We start from the raw sequence: 24,856 nt of genomic DNA, 5'->3' as shown, positions 1-24,856 counted from the left end.
CGGGAGTTTCCGGCCGGAATGCCGAACCCGACAATCCGGCCGGGTAAACAGGGGGATTCCCGTCGTCGTGCGGTCCCGGTGAATTCATCGAGTAGCTTCCGCAACATGCGCTGCCGGTCCGGAGAAGGTGACATCGAGTGGCCGACGATCAGAAGTATCTCGATTACCTCAAGCGGCTCACCGCGGACTTGCGGCAGACCCGCCGCCGGCTGCGCGTCGCGGAGGCACGGGGCAGCGAACCCATCGCCATCATCGGCATGGGATGCCGCTACCCGGGCGGCGTCCGCTCCCCGGAAGACCTGTGGGACCTGGTCCGCGAGGGCCGCGACGGCATCACCGGCTTCCCCGTCGACCGGGGCTGGGACACCGAAGCGGTCTACGACGCCGACCCGGACGCGGCCGGCAGCACCTACGTCCGCGAAGGCGGCTTCGTCCACGACGCGGGCGACTTCGACGCCGAACTGTTCGGCATCTCCCCGCGCGAAGCCCTCGCCATGGACCCCCAGCAGCGCATCCTGCTGGAGACCGCGTGGGACTCCCTCGAACGCGCGGGCATCGACCCGCTCTCCCTGCGGGGCACCCGCACCGGCGTCTTCATCGGCTCCTCCTCGTCCGCCTACGGCGCGGGGCTGCGCGCCCTGCCACCCGGCGTCGAAGGACACCTCCTCACGGGCGGCGCCCCCAGCGTCGTGTCCGGCCGCGTCGCCTACACCCTCGGCCTCGAAGGGCCCGCCGTCACCGTCGACACCGCGTGCTCGTCGTCGCTGGTGGCGCTGCACCTCGCCGCGCAGGCCCTGCGCAACGGCGAGTGCGACCTGGCGATGGCCGGCGGCGTCACCGTCATGACCAACCCGGGGATCTTCACCGAGTTCAGCAGACAGCGCGGCCTCGCCGCGGACGGACGCTGCAAGCCCTACTCCGCCGACGCCGACGGCACCGGCTGGGCCGAAGGCGCGGGCGTCCTGCTGCTGCGGCCCCTCGCCGAGGCCCGCAAGCGCGGCGACCGCGTCCTCGCCGTCCTCCGCGGCTCCGCCGTCAATCAGGACGGCGCCTCCAACGGCCTCACCGCCCCCAACGGCCCCTCCCAGGAACGCGTCATCCTGGCCGCCCTCGCCAACGCCCGGCTCACCACCGCCGACATCGACGCCGTCGAGGGCCACGGCACCGGCACCGTGCTCGGCGACCCCATCGAGGCGCAGGCACTGCTCGCCACCTACGGGCAGGGAACGCGCCGGGCCCCCCTGCTGCTCGGCTCCGTCAAGTCGAACATCGGCCACGCCCAGGCCGCCGCCGGTGCCGCCGGCGTCATCAAGATGGTCATGGCCCTCGGCAACGAACTGCTGCCCCCGACCCTGTACGCGGACGAGGCCACCCCGCACGTGGACTGGTCGGCCGGGCAGGTCCGGCTGCTGACCGAGGCGACCCCCTGGACGCACGACCCCGAACGCCCCCGGCGGGCCGGCGTCTCCTCGTTCAGCATCAGCGGCACCAACGCCCACATCGTCCTGGAGAGCGCCGACGCACCCGCGGAGGACGACGCCGACGCCGTCGCCGAACCCGACACCGCCGCGGGCACGGCGAGCGCCGCCGCCCCCGCCCGGCCGACGCCCCCCGTGCTGCCGTGGCTGCTGTCCGCCCGGACCCCGCAGGCGCTGCGCGCCCAGGCGGAACGCCTCGCCGCGGTCGCCGGCGACCACGCCCCCGCCGACACCGCCCACACCCTCGCCACCGCCCGCGCCGCCCTGGAACACCGGGCCGTCGTCCTCGGCGCCACCCCCGAGGACTTCCGGCGCGGGCTCGACGGACTGACCCGTGGCGAGACCCCCGCCGGCGTGGTGCGGGGAACCGCCCGCACCCGGCTCGCCCCCGTCCTCGTCTTCCCCGGCCAGGGATCGCAGTGGGCCGGCATGGCCGCCGAACTGCTCGCCACGGAGCCCGTGTTCGCGGCCCGCTTCGCCGCGTGCGAGGAGGCCCTCGCCCCGCACCTCGACAGCCCCCTGCCGTCGCTCACCGCCGACGCCGGCGACCTCGCCGAACGCTCCGACGTCGTCCAGCCGCTGCTGTGGGCGTTCATGGTGTCGCTGGCGGAACTCTGGCGCTCCGCCGGAGTCGTCCCGGCCGGCGTCATCGGCGCGTCCCAGGGAGAACTGGCCGCCGCCGTCGTCTCGGGCGCCCTGCCCCTCGCCGACGCCGCCCGCATCGTCGCCGTACGCAGCAAGGCCATCGCCGACGAACTGTCCGGCCGCAGCGGCCTGCTCTCCCTGCCGATGCCGCCCGCCGACGCCGAGGCGCTCCTCGCGCCCCTGCCCGGCCCGCTGTGGATCTCCGCGTACAACGGCCCCCGCACCACCGTCGTCGGCGGAACGAACGAGGCGCTCGCCGAACTCGGTTCCGCCTGCGAGGAGTCCGGGGTGCGCGCCCGCCGCGTCGCCATCGACTACGCCTCCCACACCCCCCTCACCGAACCCCTGCACCCCGTCTTCCGGGCCCTGCCCGCACCGGACGCCCGGACCGGAGACGTCCCCTTCTACTCCACGGTGACCGGCAGCCCGCTGGACACCCGCACCCTCGACCCCGACTACTGGTACCGCAACCTCCGCGAACCGGTACGCCTCGACCGGGCGGTACGCGCCGCAGTCGCCGACGGGCACACCGCCTTCCTGGAGGTCAGCCCGCACCCCGTCCTCACCACCGGTGTCCGCGACACCGTCGAGGACACCGGAACCGACGGCACCGTGCTGGGGACCCTGCGACGCGGACAGGGCGGTACCCACCGCTGGTTCACCGCACTCGCCGAGGCGCACGTCGCGGGCCTGCCCGTCGACTGGACGTCCGTCCTGCCCGCCGGCGACCTCGTCGGCCTCCCCACCTACGCCTTCCAGCACACCCACTACTGGCTGGCCGCCCCGCGCGGGGAGGAGCCGCCCGCCCCCACCACGGCCGCCGACCCCGCCGAAGCCGACTTCTGGGACGCCGTCGACCGGCTCGACCACGAGCAGGTCGCCGAAACCCTGCGGCTGCGCTCCGGCGACGGGCTGGAAACCGTCCTGCCCGCCCTGTCCGTCTGGCGCCGCAACCGCGCCGAGCGCACCGAGGTCGACTCCTGGCGCTACCGCGTCCACTGGCGCCCCGCGACCGCCCCGGCGCACCCGGCAGCCCGCCCGCTCCACGGCACCTGGCTGGTACTCCGTGCCGCCGACGACGACGCCGATGACCGCGCCCGCCCGGACGCCGCCGCCCGCGCCGCCGCGTGTCTCGACGCACTGCGACACGCCGGCGCCGAGCCCGTCGTCGTCACCCTCCCCGCCACCCCGCCCGGCCGCGAGGACCTCGCCGCACTCCTGCGCGACACCGCCGCCACCACGGACGGCCTCGCGGGCGTCCTCTCCTTCCTCGCCGACGCCACGCACGGCCGTCCCGACGGGACCGGCGTGTCGGCGGGACTCGGCGCCACGCTCACCCTCGTCCAGGCACTGGGCGACGCCGGCATCCCCGCACCCCTGTGGTGCGTCACCTCGGGCGCCGTCTCCACCGGACGCGCCGACCACCTCACCGACGCCGCCGCCGCCCGGATCTGGGGCCTGGGCCGGGTCGCCGCCCTGGAACACCCCGAACGCTGGGGCGGCCTGATCGACCTCCCCGCCGCCCCCGACGCCCGCGCCGCCGAACGGTTCGCCACCGTCCTGGCCGGCGACGAGGACCAGGTGGCGGTGCGCCCCGAGGGCGTCTTCGTCCGCCGCCTCGCGCGTGTCGCCCCCGCCGCCGACACACCGGCCGCACCCGCCCCCACCGGCCCGGTGCTGATCACCGGCGGCACCGGGGCACTCGGTTCCGACGTCGCCCGCTGGCTGGCCGGCCGGGGCGTCACCGACCTCGTCCTGACGAGCCGCCGGGGCCCCGACGCCCCCGGCGCCGCCGAACTCGTCGCCGAGCTGCGGACACTCGGCACCACGGCGACCGTCGTCGCCTGCGACGTCGCGGACCGGGACGCCCTCTCCGCCCTGCTCACCGCCCACCCGGTCACCGGCGTCGTCCACGCTGCCGGCACCGACCCCACGGCCCCCCTCGACACCACCTCGGTGGCCGACCTCGCCGCGGGAATCGCGGCGAAGGCCCAGGGAGCCGCACACCTGGACGAACTCCTCCCCGACGCCGAACTCTTCGTGCTCTTCTCCTCGATCGCCGGAGTATGGGGGAGCGGCGGCCAGACCGCCTACGCCGCGGCCAACGCCCACCTCGACGCCCTCGCCGAGGCCCGGCGGGCCGCGGGCCGCACCGCCACCTCGATCGCCTGGGGCTCCTGGGCCGACCACGGCATGGCCGCCCGCCCCGGCGCCGAGGAATACCTCCGCCGACGCGGCCTGCGCCCCATGCGGCCGAGCCTCTGCCTCACCGCGCTCGCCACCGCGATCGACACCGCCACCACCTCGCTCACCGTCGCCGACGTCGACTGGACCCGCTTCACCCCCGCCTTCACCGCCCGCCGCCCCAGCCCCCTGCTCGCCGACCTCCCCGAAGCCCGCGACGCCCACGCCGGGACGGACACCGGCACACCGGACCCCGCCGCCGGCGACGCGCCCAGCCCGTTCGCCGGCCTGGGACCCGCGGAACGCGCCCGCACCGTCCTCGGTCTGGTCCGGCGGGAGACCGCCGCCGTCCTCGGCTACACCGAACCCGTGGACGCCGAAAGGCCGTTCAAGGACTTGGGTGTCGACTCCCTCACCGCCGTCGAGGTCCGCAACCGGGTCGCCGACGCCTCCGGCCTCAGCCTGCCCGCCACCCTCGTCTTCGACCACCCGACCCCCGCCGCCGTGGCCCGCCACCTGCTCACCCTGGTGGACGGCGTCCGGCACACCGCCGGAGCGGACGGGACCGAACCGGCACCGCGCGCCGTGTCCGACGAACCGATCGCCATCGTCGCCATGGCGTGCCGCTATCCGGGAGACGTCGACTCGCCCGCGGCACTCTGGGACCTCGTCGCCGCCGGCGGCGACGGCGTCGGCGCGTTCCCCGCCGACCGTGGCTGGGACGCGGGCGGAGCCCACATCGGCTTCACCCTGCAGGGCGGCTTCGTCCGCGACGCCACCGCCTTCGACGCCGACCTCTTCGGCATCTCCCCGCGCGAAGCCCTCGCCATGGACCCCCAGCAGCGGCTGCTGCTGGAAAGCACCTGGGAACTCTTCGAGAACGCGGGCCTCGACCCCCGTTCCCTGCGCTCCACCCGCACCGGCGTCTTCGTCGGCGCGTCCCCCTCGGGCTACGGCATCGGCGCGTCGGACTCCGGCTCCGAGGGGCACTTCCTCACCGGCATGTCGAGCAGCGTCCTGTCCGGCAGGCTCTCGTACTCGTTCGGGCTGGAAGGCCCCGCGATGACGATCGACACGGCGTGCTCCTCGTCGCTGGTCGCCCTGCACCTGGCCGCCCAGTCGCTGCGCAACGGCGAATGCTCGCTCGCGGTGGCGGGCGGCGTCACCGTGATGACCAATCCCGGCGTGTTCTCCGAGTTCGACCGTCAGGACGGGCTCGCCTCGGACGGGCGTTGCAAGGCGTTCTCGGACGCGGCCGACGGCACCGGCTGGTCCGAGGGCGTCGGCGTGCTGCTGGTGGAACGCCTCTCCGACGCCATGGCCGCCGGCCACCGGGTACTGGCCGTCCTGCGCGGCTCCGCCATCAACCAGGACGGCGCGTCCAACGGACTCACCGCCCCCAACGGCCCGGCACAGCAACGCGTCATCCGGGAAGCCGCGGCCGACGCCGGAATCTCCCTGGCCGACGTGGATGTGGTGGAGGGGCACGGGACGGGGACGCGGTTGGGTGATCCGATCGAGGCGCAGGCGTTGTTGGCGACGTACGGGCAGGGGCGTGGGGTGCCGCTGTGGCTGGGGTCGGTGAAGTCGAACATCGGTCATACGCAGGCTGCTTCGGGTGTGGCTGGTGTGATCAAGATGGTGGAGGCGATGCGTCGTGGGGTGTTGCCCCGGACGTTGTTCGCGGAGGTGCCGTCGTCGCACGTGGAGTGGGCGTCGGGTGCGGTGGAGTTGTTGTCCGAGGCGCGTCCGTGGGAGGTCGTGGAGGGGCGGCCGCGTCGTGCGGGGGTGTCGTCGTTCGGGGTGAGCGGCACCAACGCCCACGTCATCATCGAACAGGCGCCCCAGTTGTCGGCGGGCCCCGAAACGCCCGGCGACGCGGAGACCCCTGCCTCCGGTGTCCTGCCGTGGGTGCTCTCCGCCCGGACCGCCGACGCCCTCCGCGACCAGGCCGGGCGACTGGCCGCCCACGTCCGCACCACGGACACGCTCCCCGCCGATGTGGCGCACACCCTGGCGGTGGCGCGGGCGGGTCTGGAGCACCGCGCGGTGGTGCTGGGCGCCGGTGACGCCGAACTGCTGGCCGGGCTGGACGCGTTGGTGTCGGGCACCGAGGCACCGGGCGTGGTGCGCGGCACGGTCGAAGAGGGCCGCACCGGCTTCCTCTTCACGGGGCAGGGGTCGCAGCGGGTCGGGATGGGCCGGGGGTTGTACGAGGTGTTCCCGGTGTTCGCGGACGCGTTCGATGCGGTGTGTGCGCGGGTGGAGCTGGACCGGCCGTTGCGGGAGGTGGTGTTCGGGGACGACTCCGCTGTGTTGAACCGTACGGGTTATGCGCAGCCGGGGTTGTTCGCGGTGCAGGTGGCGTTGTTCCGGCTGGTCGAGTCGTGGGGGGTCGTCCCGGATGCGCTGGTGGGCCACTCCGTCGGTGAGGTGGCGGCGGCGCATGTGGCGGGGATTCTGTCGTTGGACGACGCGTGTGCGCTGGTGTCGGCGCGTGCGCGGTTGATGGAGGCGTTGCCCGGGGGTGGGGCGATGCTGGCGGTGGAGGCGGCCGAGGCGGAGGTGGAGCTGCCGGAGGGGGTGGACCTGGCGGCGGTGAACGGCCCGTTCTCGCTCACCGTTTCGGGCGGTGAGGAGGCGATCGCCGCTCTGGATTCCCGGCTGCGGGGCGAGGGCCGGAAGGTGAAGCGGCTGGCGGTGTCGCACGCTTTCCACTCGCACCGGATGCAGCCGATACTCGCCGAATTCGCGCTCCTGGCCGAGTCGTTGACGTTCCACGCCCCGTCGATCCCCTTCGCGCCCACCGCGCCCGGTGATCCGGCCACCGCCGCGTACTGGGTCGGTCAGGTCCGGGAGCCGGTCCGCTTCATGGACGCCGTCACCTCGCTCACCGGTGTGCGTACCTTCCTCGAACTCGGCCCCGACGGCGTGCTGTCCGCCCTGGTCCGTCAGATACGCGACGACGCGTTCTCCGTCCCGTTCCTCCGTGCGGAGCAGGGCGAAAAGGAGACCGCGCTGCGGGCCCTCGCCTCGGCCCACGTCCGTGGAACGGACGTCGGCTGGGGCACGGTGGTCGGCGCGGGCCGACGCGTCGCGTTGCCCACGTACGCGTTCCAGCGGCAGCGGTACTGGATCGAGCCCGCCGCCCCCGCCCTCACGACTCCGTCCGCCCCGCACTCCGAGGACGCCGGTTTCTGGTCGGTGGTGGAGTCGGGCGACGCGCAGGCGCTGGCTGAGTCGCTCCGTGTGGATGCGGAGGTCGTGGGTGCGGTGTTGCCGGCGTTGTCCGCGTGGCGTCGTGGTGCGGCGGAGCGGTCGGTGGTGGAGGGGTGGCGTTACGGGGTTTCGTGGCGTCCGGTAGCGGGAGCGTCGCAGTCGGCGCGGGGATCGTGGCTGGTGGTGCGGGCGCAGGACACGGACCCTGCATTGTCGGGGTGGGTGTGCGGGGCGCTGCGTGCGGGTGGTGCGGTTCCGGTGGAGGTGGTGCTGGAGGGTGCTCCTGATCGGTGGGAGTGGGCGGAGTGTCTGGTCGATGAGGCGTATGCGGCTGGTGAGCTGACCGGTGTGGTGTCGTTGCTGGCGTCCGGTCGGGGTGCTGGTGTCGATGGTGTTCCGGGTCCGGTGGCTGCTTCGTTGGTGTTGGCGCAGGCCTTGGGCGATGCCGAGGTTTCGGTGCCGTTGTGGTGTGTGACGGCGGGTGCGGTGTCCACGGGGCGTGCGGATGGTGCGGTGGATCCGGTGCAGGCGGGTGTGTGGGGTCTGGGCCGGGTGGTGGGCCTGGAGGCTTCGCAGCGCTGGGGTGGGCTGGTGGATGTGCCGGCGGTGCTGGACCGGCGGGCCGGTGCCCGGTTCGCCGCCGCGCTCGCGGGAACGGACGACCAGATCGCCGTACGCGCGGAGGGAACCTTCGTCCGGCGGCTCGCGCGTGTCGAAGGTGCCTCCGACACCCCGGCGGAGTTCCGGCACACGGGCCCGGTGCTGGTCACCGGCGGTACCGGTGGACTCGGCGCGCAGGTGGCGCGACGGCTGGCGGCCAGGGGCGTGACCGAGCTGGTGCTGACCAGCCGCCGGGGTCCGGACGCGCCGGGCGCCGACGACTTGGTTGCGGAGCTGGCCGGGCTCGGTGCCACCGCCACCGTGGCCGCCTGCGACGTCGCGGACCGGGACGCGTTGTCGGCGCTGTTGGCCGCGCACCCGGTGTGTGGTGTGGTGCACGCGGCGGGTGTGGTGGACGCGCGTCCGCTCGGTGCGACGGAGCTCGCGGACGTCGCCGACGTGCTGCGGGCCAAGACGCTCGGGGCGGAGCTGCTGGACGAACTCCTGCCGGACGCAGACCTGTTCGTGCTGTTCTCGTCGATCGCGGGTGTGTGGGGGAGCGGTGGCCAGGCTGCTTATGCCGCCGCCAACGCGTACCTGGACGGGCTCGCCGAGCGCCGCCGCGCACGGGGCGCCACCGCCACCTCCGTGTCCTGGGGACCCTGGGCCGAAGCCGGAATGCTGGTGGACGAGGACGCCGAGGAATACCTCCGCCGACGCGGCCTCACCCCGCTCGCCCCCGCACTCGCTCTGACCGCCCTGGAGGACGCGGTCGCCCGTGACCTCGGCTGTGTCACCGTCGCCGACGTCGACTGGGCCCGCTTCGCCCCCGCGTACGGCTCCGGTCGCCGCAGCCCCCTCTTCGACGACATCCCGGACGCGGTACGGGCCACCACCGCCGCCGCCACCGTCGACCTGGCAGACGACGGCGGGACGGGGGGTTCGCTGCCGCTGCGGCGCGAACTGGCCGCGCTGGGCGCGGGCGAGCGTGGTCTCGCGCTGCTGTCCCTCGTACGGAGCGGTGCGGCCACCGTTCTCGGCCACTCCACGGCCGAGTCCGTCGCGGCCACTCGGCCCTTCTCCGACCTCGGCTTCGACTCGCTCACCGCCGTGGAACTGCGCGACCGGCTCGCCGCGGCACTCGGCACGGCGCTGCCCGCCACGCTCGTCTTCGACTACCCCACGGCGCAGTCGCTGGCCGACCGCCTCGCCGAACTGCTCGCCGCCGACATGGCCGACGGCACCGCCGGCCTTACGCAGTCGGGTGCCACCCCGACGCGGGCGCCCGGCGACCCCGACGAGCCGATCGCGATCGTCTCCATGGCCTGCCGCTACCCCGGCGGAGTCCGCTCCCCGCAGGACCTCTGGGACCTGGTGGCGGCCGGCGGCGACGGCATCAGCACCTTCCCCACCGACCGTGGCTGGGACCTGTCCCGGGCCCATGGTGCGTACGCGGCCGAGGGCGGTTTCGTCCATGACGCCACCGGCTTCGACGCCGGGCTGTTCGGCATCTCGCCGCGCGAGGCGATCGCCATGGACCCCCAGCAGCGGCTGCTGCTGGAGACCTCGTGGGAGACCCTGGAACGGGCCGGAATGGACCCGCGCTCCCTCCACGGCACCCAGGTCGGCGTCTTCGTCGGCGCGTCCACGTCCGGCTACGGAACCGGCGGCCGGACCGTCGGCGCGGACGGCCACCTGATGACCGGCATGTCGAACAGCGTGATGTCCGGCCGGATCGCCTACTCCTTCGGGCTGGAAGGCCCCGCCGTCACCGTCGACACCGCCTGCTCCTCGTCGCTGGTCGCGCTGCACCTGGCGGCCCAGTCGCTGCGCAACGGCGAGTGCACCATGGCACTCGCGGCCGGCGTCACCGTCATCGTCGGGCCCGAGATCTTCTCCGAGTTCGACCGTCAGGACGGGCTCGCCTCGGACGGGCGTTGCAAGGCGTTCTCGGACGCGGCCGACGGCACCGGCTGGTCCGAGGGCGTCGGCGTGCTGCTGGTGGAACGCCTCTCCGACGCGCTCGCCCAGGGCCACGAGGTCCTGGCGGTCGTGCGAGGTTCCGCCATCAACCAGGACGGTGCGTCCAACGGTCTCACCGCCCCCAACGGCCCGGCACAGCAGCGGGTGATCCGCGGCGCGCTCGACGCGGCCGGCCTGCGGCCCTCCGACGTGGATGTGGTGGAGGGGCACGGGACGGGGACGCGGTTGGGTGATCCGATCGAGGCGCAGGCGTTGTTGGCGACGTACGGGCAGGGGCGTGGGGTGCCGCTGTGGCTGGGGTCGGTGAAGTCGAACATCGGTCATACGCAGGCTGCTTCGGGTGTGGCTGGTGTGATCAAGATGGTGGAGGCGATGCGTCGTGGGGTGTTGCCCCGGACGTTGTTCGCGGAGGTGCCGTCGTCGCACGTGGAGTGGGCGTCGGGTGCGGTGGAGTTGTTGTCCGAGGCGCGTCCGTGGGAGGTCGTGGAGGGGCGGCCGCGTCGTGCGGGGGTGTCGTCGTTCGGGGTGAGCGGCACCAACGCCCACGTCATCATCGAACAAGCACCCCAGCTCCCGGCGGCCGGTGCGACGGTTTCACCGGTGGCCGCACCGTCCGTGCTGCCCTGGGCCCTGTCCGCCCGCGACGAGCAGGCCCTGACCGGACAGGGCGGCCGGCTGGCGGCGTACCTGCGCGCGCAGGACGAGGCTCCGGCCGCCGCCGATGTGGCGCACACCCTGGCGGTGGCGCGGGCGGGTCTGGAGGACCGCGCGGTGGTGCTGGGCGCCGGTGACGCCGAACTGCTGGCCGGGCTGGACGCGTTGGTGTCGGGCACCGAGGCACCGGGCGTGGTGCGCGGCACGGTCGAAGAGGGCCGCACCGGCTTCCTCTTCACCGGCCAGGGGTCGCAGCGGGTCGGGATGGGCCGGGGGCTGTACGAGGCGTTCCCGGTGTTCGCGGACGCGTTCGATGCGGTGTGTGCGCGGGTGGAGCTGGACCGGCCGTTGCGGGAGGTGGTGTTCGGGGACGACTCCGCTGTGTTGAACCGTACGGGTTATGCGCAGCCGGGGTTGTTCGCGGTGCAGGTGGCGTTGTTCCGGCTGGTCGAGTCGTGGGGCGTGACGCCGGACGTTCTGGTGGGCCACTCCGTCGGTGAGGTGGCGGCGGCGCATGTGGCGGGGATTCTGTCGCTGGACGACGCGTGTGCGCTGATGTCGGCGCGTGCACGTTTGATGGAGGCGTTGCCCGGGGGCGGGGCGATGCTGGCGGTGGAAGCCGCCGAGGCGGAGGTCGAGCTGCCGGACGGGGTGGACCTGGCGGCGGTGAACGGCCCGTCCGCGCTCACCGTTTCGGGCGACGCGGACGCAATCGGGGTTTTGGAGGCCCGGCTGCGGGGCGAGGGCCGGAAGGTGAAGCGGCTGGCCGTCTCGCACGCTTTCCACTCGCACCGGATGCAGCCGATGCTCGCCGCGTTCGAGACCGTCGTCGCGGGACTCACGTTCCACGCCCCGTCGATCCCCCTCGCGCCCACCGCGCCCGGCGATCCGGCCACCGCCGCCTACTGGGTCGGCCAGGTCCGGGAACCCGTGCGCTTCGCGGACGCCGTCGTCGCCTCCGTCGAGCGCGGAACCACCCGGTTCCTCGAACTCGGCCCGGACGGCGTGCTCTCCGCCGCCGCCCGCGCCCTCTCGGACGACCTGGCCGTCGCCACCCCGCTGCTCCGCGCCGGACAGGACGAGACTGCCTCCGCCCTGCAGGCCGTGGCCCGTCTCCACGTGTGCGGAACCGACGTCGACTGGTCGGCGGTGGTCGGCGGCGGCCGCCTGCTGGACCTGCCCACGTACGCCTTCCAGCACGAGCGGTACTGGCTCGGTGCCCCCGAGACCTCCGTCCCGGACGAGGCGTCCGACGCCGGTTTCTGGTCGGTGGTGGAGTCGGGCGACGCGCAGGCGCTGGCTGAGTCGCTCCGTGTGGATGCGGAGGCTGCGGGTGCGGTGTTGCCGGCGTTGTCGGCGTGGCGTCGTGGTGCGGCGGAGCGGTCGGTGGTGGAGGGGTGGCGTTACGGGGTTTCGTGGCGTCCGGTGGTGGGGGCGTCGGGGTCGGCGCGGGGTTCGTGGTTGGTGGTGCGGGCGCAGGACACGGATCCTGCATTGTCGGGGTGGGTGTGCGGGGCGCTGCGTGCGGGTGGTGCGGTTCCGGTGGAGGTGGTGCTGGAGGGTGCTCCTGATCGGTGGGAGTGGGCGGAGTGTCTGGTCGATGAGGCGTATGCGGCTGGTGAGCTGACCGGTGTGGTGTCGTTGCTGGCGTCCGGTCGGGGTGCTGGTGTCGATGGTGTTCCGGGTCCGGTGGCTGCTTCGTTGGTGTTGGCGCAGGCCTTGGGCGATGCCGAGGTTTCGGCGCCGTTGTGGTGTGTGACGGCAGGTGCGGTGTCCACGGGGCGTGCGGATGGTGCGGTGGATCCGGTGCAGGCGGGTGTGTGGGGTCTGGGCCGGGTGGTGGGCCTGGAGGCTTCGCAGCGCTGGGGTGGGCTGGTGGATGTGCCGGCGGCGCTGGACCGGCGGGCCGGCGCCCGGTTCGCCGCCGCGCTCGCGGGGACCGACGACCAGATCGCCGTACGCCCTTCCGGAACGTTCGCCCGCCGCCTCCGGCACGTCGGTCTTCCCGGCACCCCGACCCGCCCCTGGTACCCCGGCGGTACGGTCCTGATCACCGGCGGCACCGGGGCTCTGGGGGCACGGGTGGCCGAGTCCTTGGCACGCGCCGGAGCTGAACACCTGGTGCTCACCAGCCGAAGGGGCACAGAGGCCCCGGACTCCGCGGAGCTCGTCGCCCGGCTGGAATCGCTGGGCAGCAGGGTCACCGTGGCCGCCTGCGACGTCGCGGACCGGGACGCGCTGTCGGCGCTGTTGGCTGCGCACCCGGTGCGTGGTGTGCTGCACGCGGCGGGTGTGGTGGACGTGCGCCCGCTCGGTGCGACGGGGCTCGCGGACGTCGCCGACGTGCTGCGGGCCAAGACGCTCGGGGCGGAGCTGCTGGACGAACTCCTGCCGGACGCGGAGCTGTTCGTGCTGTTCTCGTCGATCGCGGGTGTGTGGGGGAGCGGTGGCCAGGCTGCTTATGGCGCCGCCAACGCGTACCTGGACGGGCTCGCCGAGCGCCGCAGGGCACGGGGCGCCACCGCCACCTCCGTGTCCTGGGGACCCTGGGCCGAAGCCGGAATGCTGGTGGACGGCGACGGCGAGGAGTACCTCCGCCGACGCGGCCTCACCCCGCTCGCCCCGGAGCTGGCGGTCTCCGCGCTGGAGCAGGCGGTGACCCACGACCTCGGTTGCGTCGTCGTCGCCGACGTCGACTGGCAGCGGTTCGTCCCCGCGTACACGGCGGCCCGGCCCAGCACCCTCTTCGACGAGCTCCCCGGGCCGGCCCGCCCGGTGGACGCCCCACAGGGACCGGACGGAACCGTCGCCGGCACCGCCCTCGCCGCCCGGCTGGCGGACACCGCCGGTTCGCCGCAGGAGCGGGCGCGCGTCCTGCTCGCCCTGGTGCGCTCCGACGTCGCCGCCGTCCTGGGACACCCCGACCCCGACCACGTACCGACGAACCGGTCCTTCTCCGAGCTCGGCTTCGACTCGCTGATAGCCGTCGAACTGCGCGACCGCCTCGCCGCCGCCACCGGCCTCGCCCTGCCCGCCACCCTGGTCTTCGACCACCCGACCGTCGAGGCGCTGACCGCGCACCTGGCGACCCTGGTCGACACCGCCGGCGCCCCCGCCGAGGCCGGACGTGTGGAGGCCCGCGGGGCCCGGACCCCGGCCGAGGCCGACGAGCCGATCGCCATCATCGGCATGGCGTGCCGCTACCCCGGAGGGGTGGAGTCGCCCGACGACCTCTGGGAGATGGTGGTCTCCGGGGCCGACGGCATCACCGCCTTCCCCACCGACCGCGGCTGGGACCCGGCGCCGTCCGGCTTCCTCAGGGAGGGCGGCTTCCTCACCGGAGTAGCCGATTTCGACGCCGACCTGTTCGGTATCTCGCCGCGCGAAGCGGTCGCCATGGACCCCCAGCAGCGCCTGCTGCTCGAAGCCTCGTGGGAGGCGTTCGAACGGGCGGGCCTCGCCCCCACCTCCCTGTCCGGCAGCAGAGTCGGCGTCTTCGCCGGCGCCAACAGCCACGACTACGTCTCGCTCCTCGCCGCGTCCCCGGAGGCGAGCGACGGCTACCTGTCCACCGGCATCTCCTCCAGCGTGATCTCCGGCCGCGTCTCGTACGCCTTCGGCCTCGAAGGGCCGGCCGTCACCGTCGACACGGCGTGCTCCTCGTCGCTGGTCGCCCTGCACCTGGCGGCCCAGTCGCTGCGCAACGGCGAGTGCACCATGGCGCTGGCAGGCGGTGTGGTCGTCATGGCGACCCCCGCCGTCTTCGCCGACTTCTCGAAGCAGGGCGGCCTGGCCGCCGACGGCCGCTGCAAGTCCTTCGCCGCCGACGCCGACGGCACCGGTTGGTCCGAGGGCGTCGGCGTGCTGCTGGTGGAACGCCTCTCCGACGCGCTCGCCCAGGGCCACGAGGTCCTGGCGGTCGTGCGGGGCAGCGCGGTCAACCAGGACGGTGCGTCCAACGGCCTCACCGCCCCCAACGGCCCGGCACAGCAGCGGGTGATCCGCGAGGCGCTGGCCGCCGCGCGCCTGGCCCCCTCGGAGGTGGACGCGGTCGAGGCGCACGGCACCGGCACCAAGCTGGGCGACCCGATCGAGGCGCAGGCCCTGCTCGCGACGTACGGGCAGGACCGGGTGGAGCCGCTGTGGCTCGGTTCACTGAAGTCCAACACCGGTCACACACAAGCCGCTTCGGGTGTCGGCGGCCTGATCAAGATGGTGCAGGCGATCCGCCACGGAGTCCTGCCCAAGACCCTGCACGTCGCCGACCCGACCCCGGAGGTCGACTGGACGGCGGGCGCGGTGGAACTGCTCACCGAGAACCGCCCCTGGCCCGCCACCGGCCGCCCCCGCCGGGCCGGCGTGTCGTCCTTCGGCGTCAGCGGCACCAACGCCCACGTCATCGTGGAACAGGCCCCCGAACCGGACACCGAACCCGGCACCGGACCGGGCACCGACCCCGCCCCCGACGTCGCCGGGATTCCGGTGGTCCCCTGGGTGCTCACCGGCCGCACCCCCGAGGCGCTGGCCGCACAGGCGGCCCTGCTCGGCACCCATCTGGCCGCCCACGACCCGGCCCCCGCCGCCGTGGCCCGCACTCTCGCGGACGGGCGCGCACGACTGGACCACCGTGCCGTCGTCTTCGGTGCGGACCGCGAAGCCCTCGCCGCTCTGGCGGCCGGCGGCGCACCGGCCTCCGTCGTCACCGGATCGGCCGCCCCCGGCCGTACCGCCTTCCTCTTCACGGGGCAGGGGTCGCAGCGGGTTGGGATGGGCCGGGGGTTGTACGAGGTGTTCCCGGTGTTCGCGGACGCGTTCGATGCGGTGTGTGCGCGGGTGGAGCTGGACCGGCCGTTGCGGGAGGTGGTGTTCGGGGACGACGCCGCTGCCTTGGACCGGACCGGTTGTGCGCAGCCGGGGTTGTTCGCGGTGCAGGTGGCGTTGTTCCGGCTGGTCGAGTCGTGGGGCGTGACGCCGGACGTTCTGGTGGGCCACTCCGTCGGTGAGGTGGCGGCGGCGCATGTGGCGGGGATTCTGTCGCTGGATGACGCGTGTGCGCTGGTGTCGGCGCGTGCGCGGTTGATGGAGGCGTTGCCCGGGGGTGGGGCGATGCTGGCGGTGGAAGCCGCCGAGGCGGAGGTCGAGCTGCCGGACGGGGTGGACCTGGCGGCGGTGAACGGCCCGTCCTCGCTCACCGTTTCGGGCGGTGAGGAGGCGATCGCCGCTCTGGAGGACCGGCTGCGGGGCGAGGGCCGGAAGGTGAAGCGGCTGGCCGTCTCACACGCTTTCCACTCGCACCGGATGCGGCCGATGCTCGCCGAATTCGCGCTCCTGGCCGAGTCGTTGACGTTCCACGCCCCGTCGATCCCCTTCGCGCCCACGGCGCCCGGTGATCCGGCCACCGCCGCGTACTGGGTCGGTCAGGTCCGGGAGCCGGTCCGCTTCATGGACGCCGTCACCTCGCTCACCGGTGTGCGTACCTTCCTCGAACTCGGCCCCGACGGCGTGCTGTCCGCGCTGACCCGGCAGTCCCTCGTCGATGCCGTCGCCGTGCCCCTGCTGCGCGCGGAGCGCGACGAGGCCGAGACTGCCCTGAGAGGTGTCGCGTCCGCGTTCGTCCGGGGCGCGGCGGTCGACTGGGGCACGGTGGTCGGCGCGGGCCGACGCGTCGCGCTGCCCACGTACCCCTTCCAGCGGCAGCGGTACTGGATCGAGGCGTCCGCCGTCCCCGCGTCCGCCACCCCGGCCGACGTCCACGCCGAGGACGCCGGCTTCTGGTCGGCCGTCGAGAGCGGGGACCTGACGCGGCTCGCCGAGACCCTGCACCTCGACGCGGACGCCCTGGCCGGCGTCGTTCCCGCGCTGTCCGTCTGGCGGTCCGACCGGCTGGCCCGCTCGGCGGCCGACTCCTGGCGCTACCGGCCGACCTGGACGCCCGTCCCGGAACCGGTGGCCGTCCACCGGCCCGCCGCTCTCGGCACCTGGCTCGCGGTCGCCTGCCCCGACGACGTGGTGGCGGCGCTCCGGGCGCACGGCGCCGAGGTCATCGAGATCGGCGACGTCGCCCTCCACGGCGGTGAGGACGACCGCTGGAACCTGGCGGAAGAGATCGCTGTCGCCGTCACCGGCACCCTCGAAGGCGTGATCGCGGGAACGGCCGGACTCGACGGCCGCCACCCCGGACGGCCCGACCTGCCGACCGGTGTCGCCGCCACGCTCCTGCTCGTCCAGGCGCTCGGCGAGGCGGAGATCGCCGCGCCGCTGTGGTGCCTGACCAGACAGGCGCAGGCGGTGCACCGGGCCGACCGGCCCACGGACCCGGACGCTCACCAGGTCTGGGGCCTCGGCAGGGTCGCCGCACTCGAACTGCCCGGCCGTTGGGGCGGGTTGATCGACCTGCCCGCCGTCCTGGACGACCGGGCCGGCACCCGGCTCGTCTCGGCCCTGCTGGGCACCGAGGACCAGGTGGCCGTCCGTGCCTCCGGTACCTTCGCCCGCCGGCTCGTCCGCGTCCCGGCCGCCCAGGCCGCCCCGGCGGGATTCGCCCCCACGGGCCCGGTGCTGGTCACCGGCGGCACCGGCGGCCTCGGCGCCCGCGTGGCCGCATGTCTGGCGGCCCGGGGCGTGACCGAGCTGGTGCTGACCAGCCGCCGGGGTCCGGACGCGCCGGACGCGGACGCCCTGGTGGCGGAGCTGGCCGGTCTCGGCGCCACCGCCACCGTCGTCGCCTGCGACGTCGCCGACCGCGAGGCGCTGTCCGCTCTGCTGACCGCGCACCCGGTGCGCGGTGTGGTGCACGCGGCAGGCGTGGTGGACGCGCGCCCGCTGGGAGAGACCGGCGTCGAGGAGTTCGCCGAGGTGGTGCGGGCCAAGACGCTCGGTGCCGCACACCTGGACGAACTCCTCCCGGACGCCGATCTGTTCGTGCTGTTCTCGTCCATCGCGGGTGTGTGGGGAAGTGGCGGCCAGGCCGCGTACGCCGCCGCCAACGCGTATCTCGACGGGCTCGCCGAGCGCCGCCGCTCGCGGGGCGCCGCCGCCACCTCCGTGTCCTGGGGACCCTGGGCCGAAGCCGGAATGCTGGTGGACGAGGGCGCCGAGGAGCACCTGCGGCGGCGCGGACTGATCCCCATGGACCCGTCGGCGGCCGTCGCCGCCCTGGAGCACGCCGTCACCACGGGGCTCGGCAACGTGACCGTCGCCGACGTCGACTGGGCGCGCTTCCTGCCCGCCTTCACCGCCGGCCGGACCACCACCCTGTTCGACCTGCTCCCCGACACCGAACCGACCCCTTCACCGACCTCCGAGGGCACCGGCGAAGCGCATCGCCTGCGCCGCCGCCTCGCCGGACTCGGCGCCCGCGAACGCGAAGGGGCCCTGCTCACCCTCGTGCGTACGTCCGCCGCCGCCGCGCTCGGACACGCCGACGCCGACGCCGTCGCGCCGCTGCGGGCCTTCTCCGACCTGGGCTTCGACTCGCTGACGGCCGTCGAACTCCGCGACACCCTCGCCGCCGCCACCGGCCTCGCCCTGTCCGCCACCACCGTCTTCGACCACCCGACCGCCCGGGACCTCGCCGCCCATCTCGCCACCCTGCTCGCCGACACGCTGCCGACGGCCTCCCGCGCCCCCGGCGACACCGCCGGGGCCGACGCCCCGACGGCCGGGACGGAACGGGACGAACCGCTCGCCATCATCGGGATGAGCTGCCGCTACCCCGGCGGGGTGCGCACCCCCGAGGACCTCTGGCGGCTGGTCTCCGACGGCGTCGACGCGGTCGGGGACTTCCCCGCCGACCGGGGCTGGCACCTCTACGCCGGCAGCGAGGAGGCCGACGCGCAGGCGCCGACCTGGCCGCAGCGCGGCGGATTCCTCGACGACATCGCGGACTTCGACGCCGGACTCTTCGGCATCTCGCCGCGCGAAGCCGTCGCCATGGACCCCCAGCAACGCCTGCTCCTGGAGACGGCCTGGGAGGTCTTCGAACGGGCCGGCATCGACCCGCTGTCGCTGCGCGGCTCCCGCACCGGCGTCTTCGCCGGCGCCAACAACCACGACTACCTGTCTCTACCCGCCGTGGCCCCCGAGGGCAGCGAGGGGTACCTGGCGACCGGCAGTTCCGCCAGCGTCCTTTCCGGCCGGCTCTCGTACACCTTCGGGCTCGAAGGGCCCGCCGTCACCGTCGACACCGCGTGCTCCTCCGGGCTCGTCGCCCTGCACCTGGCCGGACAGGCGCTCCGCAACGGCGAATGCTCGCTCGCCGTCGCCGGCGGGGTCGTCGCCATGGCCACCCCCGGCATCTACACCGAGTTCGGCAAGCAGGACGCGATGGCCGCCGACGGCCGCTGCAAGGCGTTCTCCGACGACGCCGACGGCACCGGCTGGGCCGAGGGCGTCGGTCTGCTGCTCGTGGAGCGGCTCTCCGACGCCCGCCGCAACGGCCACCGGGTGCTTGCCCTCGTGCGCGGCTCCGCCGTCAACCAGGACGGCGCGTCCAACGGCCTCACCGCCCCCAACGGCCCCTCCCAGCAACGCGTCATCCGCTCCGCCCTCGCCGCCGCCCGGCTCGACCCCCGTGACGTGGACGCGGTCGAGGCGCACGGCACCGGCACCAGGCTGGGTGACCCGATCGAGGCGCAGGCGGTGCTCGCGACGTACGGGCAGGACCGCGAGGAGCCGCTGTGGCTCGGCTCCGTCAAGTCCAACATCGGCCACGCGCAGGCCGCCTCCGGCATCGCGGGCGTCATCAAGATGGTCATGGCGATGCGGGCCGGGCGCCTGCCCCGCACGCTGTTCGCCGACCGTCCCACCAGCAAGGTCGACTGGACCGCGGGCAACGTGCGACTGCTGACCGAGGCACGCGAGTGGCCCGGGGCCGGGCGCCCCCGACGCGCCGGCGTCTCGTCCTTCGGCATGAGCGGCACCAACGCCCACGTCGTCCTCGAAGCCGCCCCGGCGGACGCCGCCCGGACGGACGAGTCCCCGGCACAGCCCGCCCCGGCAGACGCCGCCCCGGTCGCCCCGCGGGAAGCCGCCGTCCCCTGGGTGCTCTCCGCCGAATCGCCCGACGCCCTGCGCGACCAGGCCCGCCGCCTCGCCGCCGCCGGCACCGCACCGGCCGACGCCCAGGACGTGGCCTGGACGCTCGCCACCGCACGGGCCGACCTCACCGAACGCGCCGTCGTCCTCGGCCCCGAGGCGCTCGACGCCCTCGCCGAGGACCGCGAGCACCCCGCCGCCCTGCGCCGGGGCACCGCCCGCACCGCCGGGGCGCCCGTGTTCGTCTTCCCCGGACAGGGAACCCAGTGGGCCGGCATGGCCGCGGGGCTCATCGACACCCAACCGGTCTTCCGGGCCCGGCTGGAGGAGTGCGAACGGGCCCTCGCCCCGTACCTCGACTTCTCCCCGCTCGCGGTCCTGCGCGGCGAAGCGGACGACGACGCCGGCCTGGAGCGCGCCGACGTCGTCCAGCCCGTGCTGTGGGCCGTCATGGTCTCCCTCGCCGCCCTGTGGCGCGCCGCCGGCGTGGTCCCCGCCGCCGTCATCGGCCACTCCCAGGGCGAACTCGCCGCCGCCGTCGTGGCCGGCGCCCTCACCCTGGAGGACGCCGCCCGCGTCGTCGCCCTCCGCAGCAGGGCCATCGCCGAACACCTCTCCGGCCGGGGCGGCCTGGCCTCGCTCGCACTGCCCGCCGCCGAGGCGGAGAAGCTGATCGCCCCCTGGCCGAGCATCGCCGTCGCCGTCGTCAACGGCCCCCGCTCCACCGTCGTCGGCGGCGCCGCGGACGACCTCGCCCACCTGCTGGCGCACTGCGCGGACACCGGCGTCCGCGCCCGCCGGATGCCCGTCGACTACGCCTCCCACACCCCGCTCGTCGAACCGCTGCGCCCGCTGCTCACCGAACTCTCCACCGACCGGGCCCGCCCCGGCGACGTGCCCGTCTACTCCACCGTCACCGGCGCGGCCCTCGGCGCCGACGGGTTCACGGGCGACTACTGGTACCGCAACCTGCGCGGCCGCGTCCGGTTCGACCAGGCCGCCCGCGCCGCCCTCGCCGACGGCCACACCGTGTTCCTGGAGGTCGGCCCGCACCCCGTGCTCACCGTCGGCGTGCAGGAGATCCTCGACGACACCGGAGCCACCGGCACCGTCCTGACCACCCTGCGCCGCGACGAGGAGGACGCCCACCGCTGGCTGCTCGCCCTCGCCGAAGCCCACGTCGCCGGCGCGTCCGTCGACTGGTCGGCCGTCCTCGGCGGCCCCGCCGGACGCCGCGTCCTCGACCTGCCCACCTACCCGTTCCAGCACCGCAGGTACTGGCCCGAGACCCGCCCCGCCACCGCCGACGTCACCGGCGCCGGACTGGCCGACGCCCACCACCCGCTGCTGGCCGCCGCCGTGCCGCTGGCCGGCGGCGCCGGAACCCTGTGGACCGGACGGCTGTCGCTCGCCACCCACCCGTGGCTCGCCGACCACACCGTCCACGGTGCCGTCCTGCTGCCCGGCACCGCCTTCGTGGAACTCGCCCTGCACGCCGGAGGCTCCGGCCTGGACGAACTGACCCTGCACGCCCCGCTCGTCGTCCCCGCCACCGACGGCGTGCACCTCCAGCTCCTCGTGGACGGACCCCGGGCCGACGGCCGCAGCCCCGTCACCGTCTCCTCCCGCCCCGAACACGCCGACCCCGCCACCCCCTGGACCACCCACGCCACCGGGCTCCTCACCGACCCCGCCCTCGCCGCCGCACCCGGCCCGGACGGCGTGCCGCCCACCTGGCCGCCCGCCGGAGCCGAACCGGTCGACCTCACCGGCCACTACGAGGCGCTCGCCGCCGGCGGCTACGCCTACGGCCCCGTCTTCCAGGGGCTGCGCGCCGCCTGGCGGCACGGCGGCCACGTGTACGCCGACGTCGTCCTGCCCGCCGCCGCGCACGGCGAGGCCGCCCGCTGCGGGCTGCACCCCGCGCTCCTCGACGCCGCCCTGCACGCCGCCGGGACCGGCGGCCTGCTCGGCCCCGACGCCCAGCTCCCGTACGCCTGGGAGGACGTCCAGCTCCACGCGACCGGCGCCACCGTCCTGCGGGTCGTCCTCACCGCCGCCGGGCCGGACACCGTGTCGCTCGTCGCCGCCGACCCGGCCGGGACCCCCGTCGCCTCCGTCGGCGCGCTGACCCTGCGGCCCGTCAACACCGACGCCGTACGCCGCGCCGCCCACGGCCCCGTGCTCGACTCTCTGTTCCGCCTGGACTGGGCGCCCGTCGCCGAAGGCGCCCGGACCCCGCTCGTCCTCGTCGGCCCGGCGACGGACGGCCTCGCCGCCGACACCCGCCACGACGGCCTCACGGAACTCGCCGCCGCCGTCGACCGGGGCGCCGCCGCCCCCGGCGTCGTCGTCGTGGACCACACCCGCCGCGCCGGAGAGACGGCGGACCAGGTGCGCGCCGCCGTCCACCGCGCGGCGGAGCTCGCCCAAGCCTGGCTCGCCGACGAACGCTTCGCCGGCGCCCGCCTCGCCGTGGTCACCCGCGGCGCCGTCCCCGTCGGCGCGGGGGAGGGCGTACCCGACCTGGCCGGCGCCGCCGTGCACGGCCTGCTGCGCTCCGCGCAGAGCGAGCACCCCGGACGGTTCGCCCTGATCGACGTCGACGGCCACCCCGACTCGGCCGCCGCCCTGCCCGCCGCGCTCGGCACCGACGAACCGCAGCTCGCCGTGCGCGCCGGCACGCTCCTCGCCCCCCGGCTCGCCCGCGCCGACGCCGGCAACCGGCTGCCCGCGCCCCTCCCCGGCACCCGCCTCGACATCGTCGGCGAAGGCACCCTGGAGAACCTGGCGTACGTACCCGCGCCCGAGGCCGGCGCGGAGCTGGCGCCCACCCACGTACGGATCGCGGTCCGAGCCGCCGGCGTCAACTTCCGCGACGTCGTGATGGCCCTCGGCATGGTCCCCGACCAGCGCGGCATGGGCACCGAGGGCGCCGGAACCGTCCTCGAAGTCGGCGCGGCCGTCACCGACCTCGCCCCGGGCGACCGGGTGTTCGGCCTGTTCGCCGGCGCGTTCGGCCCGACCGCCGTCACCGACCGGCGCGCACTCGCCCCGATGCGCCCCGAATGGACCTTCGCCCAGGCGGCGTCCGTCCCCACCCCCTTCCTCACCGCCTACTACGGACTCGTCGACGTGGCGCAGGTGGCCGCCGGCGAATCGCTGCTCGTGCACGCGGCGGCCGGCGGCGTCGGCATGGCCGCCGTCCAGCTCGCCCGCCACCTCGGCCTGGAGGTCTACGGCACCGCGGGCCCCGGCAAGTGGCCCACTACCGGCCTCCCCGACGACCGGCTCGCCTCCTCCCGCTCCCTCGGCTTCGAGGCCCGGCTGCGCGACGCCACCGGCGGCCACGGCGTCGACGTGGTCCTCAACTCGCTGGAAGGCCCGTTCATCGACGCCTCGCTGCGCCTGCTCGCCCCCGGCGGCCGGTTCGTGGAGATGGGCAAGACCGACATCCGCAATCCCGACGACGTCGCCAGGGCCCACCCCGGCACCGCCTACCGGGTCTTCGACCTGATGCGCGCCGACGCCGACCGGGTCGCCGAGATCCTCACCGAGATCGTCGCCCTCTTCGACCGGGGCGCCCTCACCCTGCTCCCCGTCACCGCCTGGGACCTCAGGGACGCTCCCGAAGCGCTCCGCCACATGGGCCGCGGCCGCCACACCGGCAAGAACGTCCTGACCCTGCCCGCCGCACCCGACCCCGAAGGCACCGTCCTGCTCACCGGCGGCACCGGCGTCCTCGCGGGCATCCTCGCCCGGCACCTCGTCCACCACCACGGCGTACGCCACCTGCTCCTCGTCAGCCGCGGCGGCCCCGACGCACCCGGCGCGGCGGAGCTCGCCGCCGAACTCACCGAGGCCGGGGCCACCGTGCGCGTCGAGGCGTGCGACGCCTCCGACCGCACCGCGCTCGCCGCGCTGCTGGACGGCCTGGACCGGCCGCTCACCGGCGTCGTGCACGCCGCCGGAGTCCTCGACGACGGCCTCCTCGACCAGCTCACCCCCGAACGCATCGACGCAGTCCTGCGGCCCAAGGTGGACGCCGCCCTCCACCTCGACGCCCTGACGGCCGGAGCCGACCTGGCGATGTTCGTCCTGTTCTCCTCCGTCGCCACCACCTTCGGCTCGGCCGGACAGGCCAACTACGCCGCCGCAAACGCCGTCCTCGACGCGCTCGCCCACCGCCGCCGGGTCCGCGGCCTCGCCGCCCAGTCCCTGTCCTGGGGACTGTGGGAGCCCTCCGGCGCCATGACCGGCCACCTCCAAGGGCGCGCCCGCGACCGCGCCGCCGTCGGCGGGGCCATCGGCGCAGAGAAGGGCATGGCCCTCTTCGACGCGGCCCGCGACCTCGCCCGCACCCACCTGGTACCCGTCAACCTCGACGTGCGCGCCCTACGCGAACGGGCCGGCGACACCACCCCCGTTCCGCCGCTGCTGCGCGGCCTGGTCCGCCGCCCCGCACGCGCCAGGGCCGCCACCGCCGCCGCACCGCGCGACCTCGCCTCCGACCTCGCACCGCTGCCCGAGTCCGAACAGCGCCGCACCCTGCTGGACCTGGTACGCGCCCACGCCGCGGCCGTCCTCGGCCACGAGGACCCCGAAGCCGTCGGCGCCGGCCTCGCGTTCACCAAACTCGGCTTCGACTCGCTGACCGGCGTCGAACTGCGCAACCGGCTCACCGCGGCCACCGCGCTGCGCCTCTCCGCCACCCTCGTCTTCGACCACCCGACCCCGGCCGCGCTCGCCGACCACCTGCGCGCCGAACTCGTCGGCGGGACCGACCCCGAACAGGCCCGCGCGGACGCCGTGCTCACCGAACTGGACCGGCTGGAAGCCTCCATCGGCCTGCTGGACGCCGGGCCCGTCGAGGACCCCGTCGTCGCCGACCGGCTGCGCGCCCTGCTGGCGCGGGTCACCGGCGGCGACCGGAGCGCGGCGGACGGCGCGAGCGTCGCCGTCGCCGAACGGCTGGAGGACGCCTCCGCCACCGACGTCTTCGACTTCATCGACAAGGAGCTGGGCCTGTCGTGAACCCCCGCAGGACAGCAGCCCCC

1 protein-coding gene is annotated in these 24,856 nt (G+C 75.1%); it reads left to right on the top strand.

What is annotated here, in order from left to right; all coding sequences use genetic code 11:
- The first annotated feature begins 137 nt into the window (after positions 1-137).
- On the top strand, positions 138-24,833 hold the full coding sequence (locus tag Q0994_RS21295) for a type I polyketide synthase (protein ID WP_299537459.1): 24,696 nt from the start codon (positions 138-140) through the stop codon (positions 24,831-24,833).
- Positions 24,834-24,856 lie beyond the last annotated feature (23 nt).

Source organism: uncultured Streptomyces sp. (assembly GCF_947488945.1).
GTDB lineage: Bacteria > Actinomycetota > Actinomycetes > Streptomycetales > Streptomycetaceae > Streptomyces.
The sequence above is the reverse complement of the archived record's forward strand: the minus strand, read 5'-3'. Positions and strand labels throughout refer to the sequence as shown.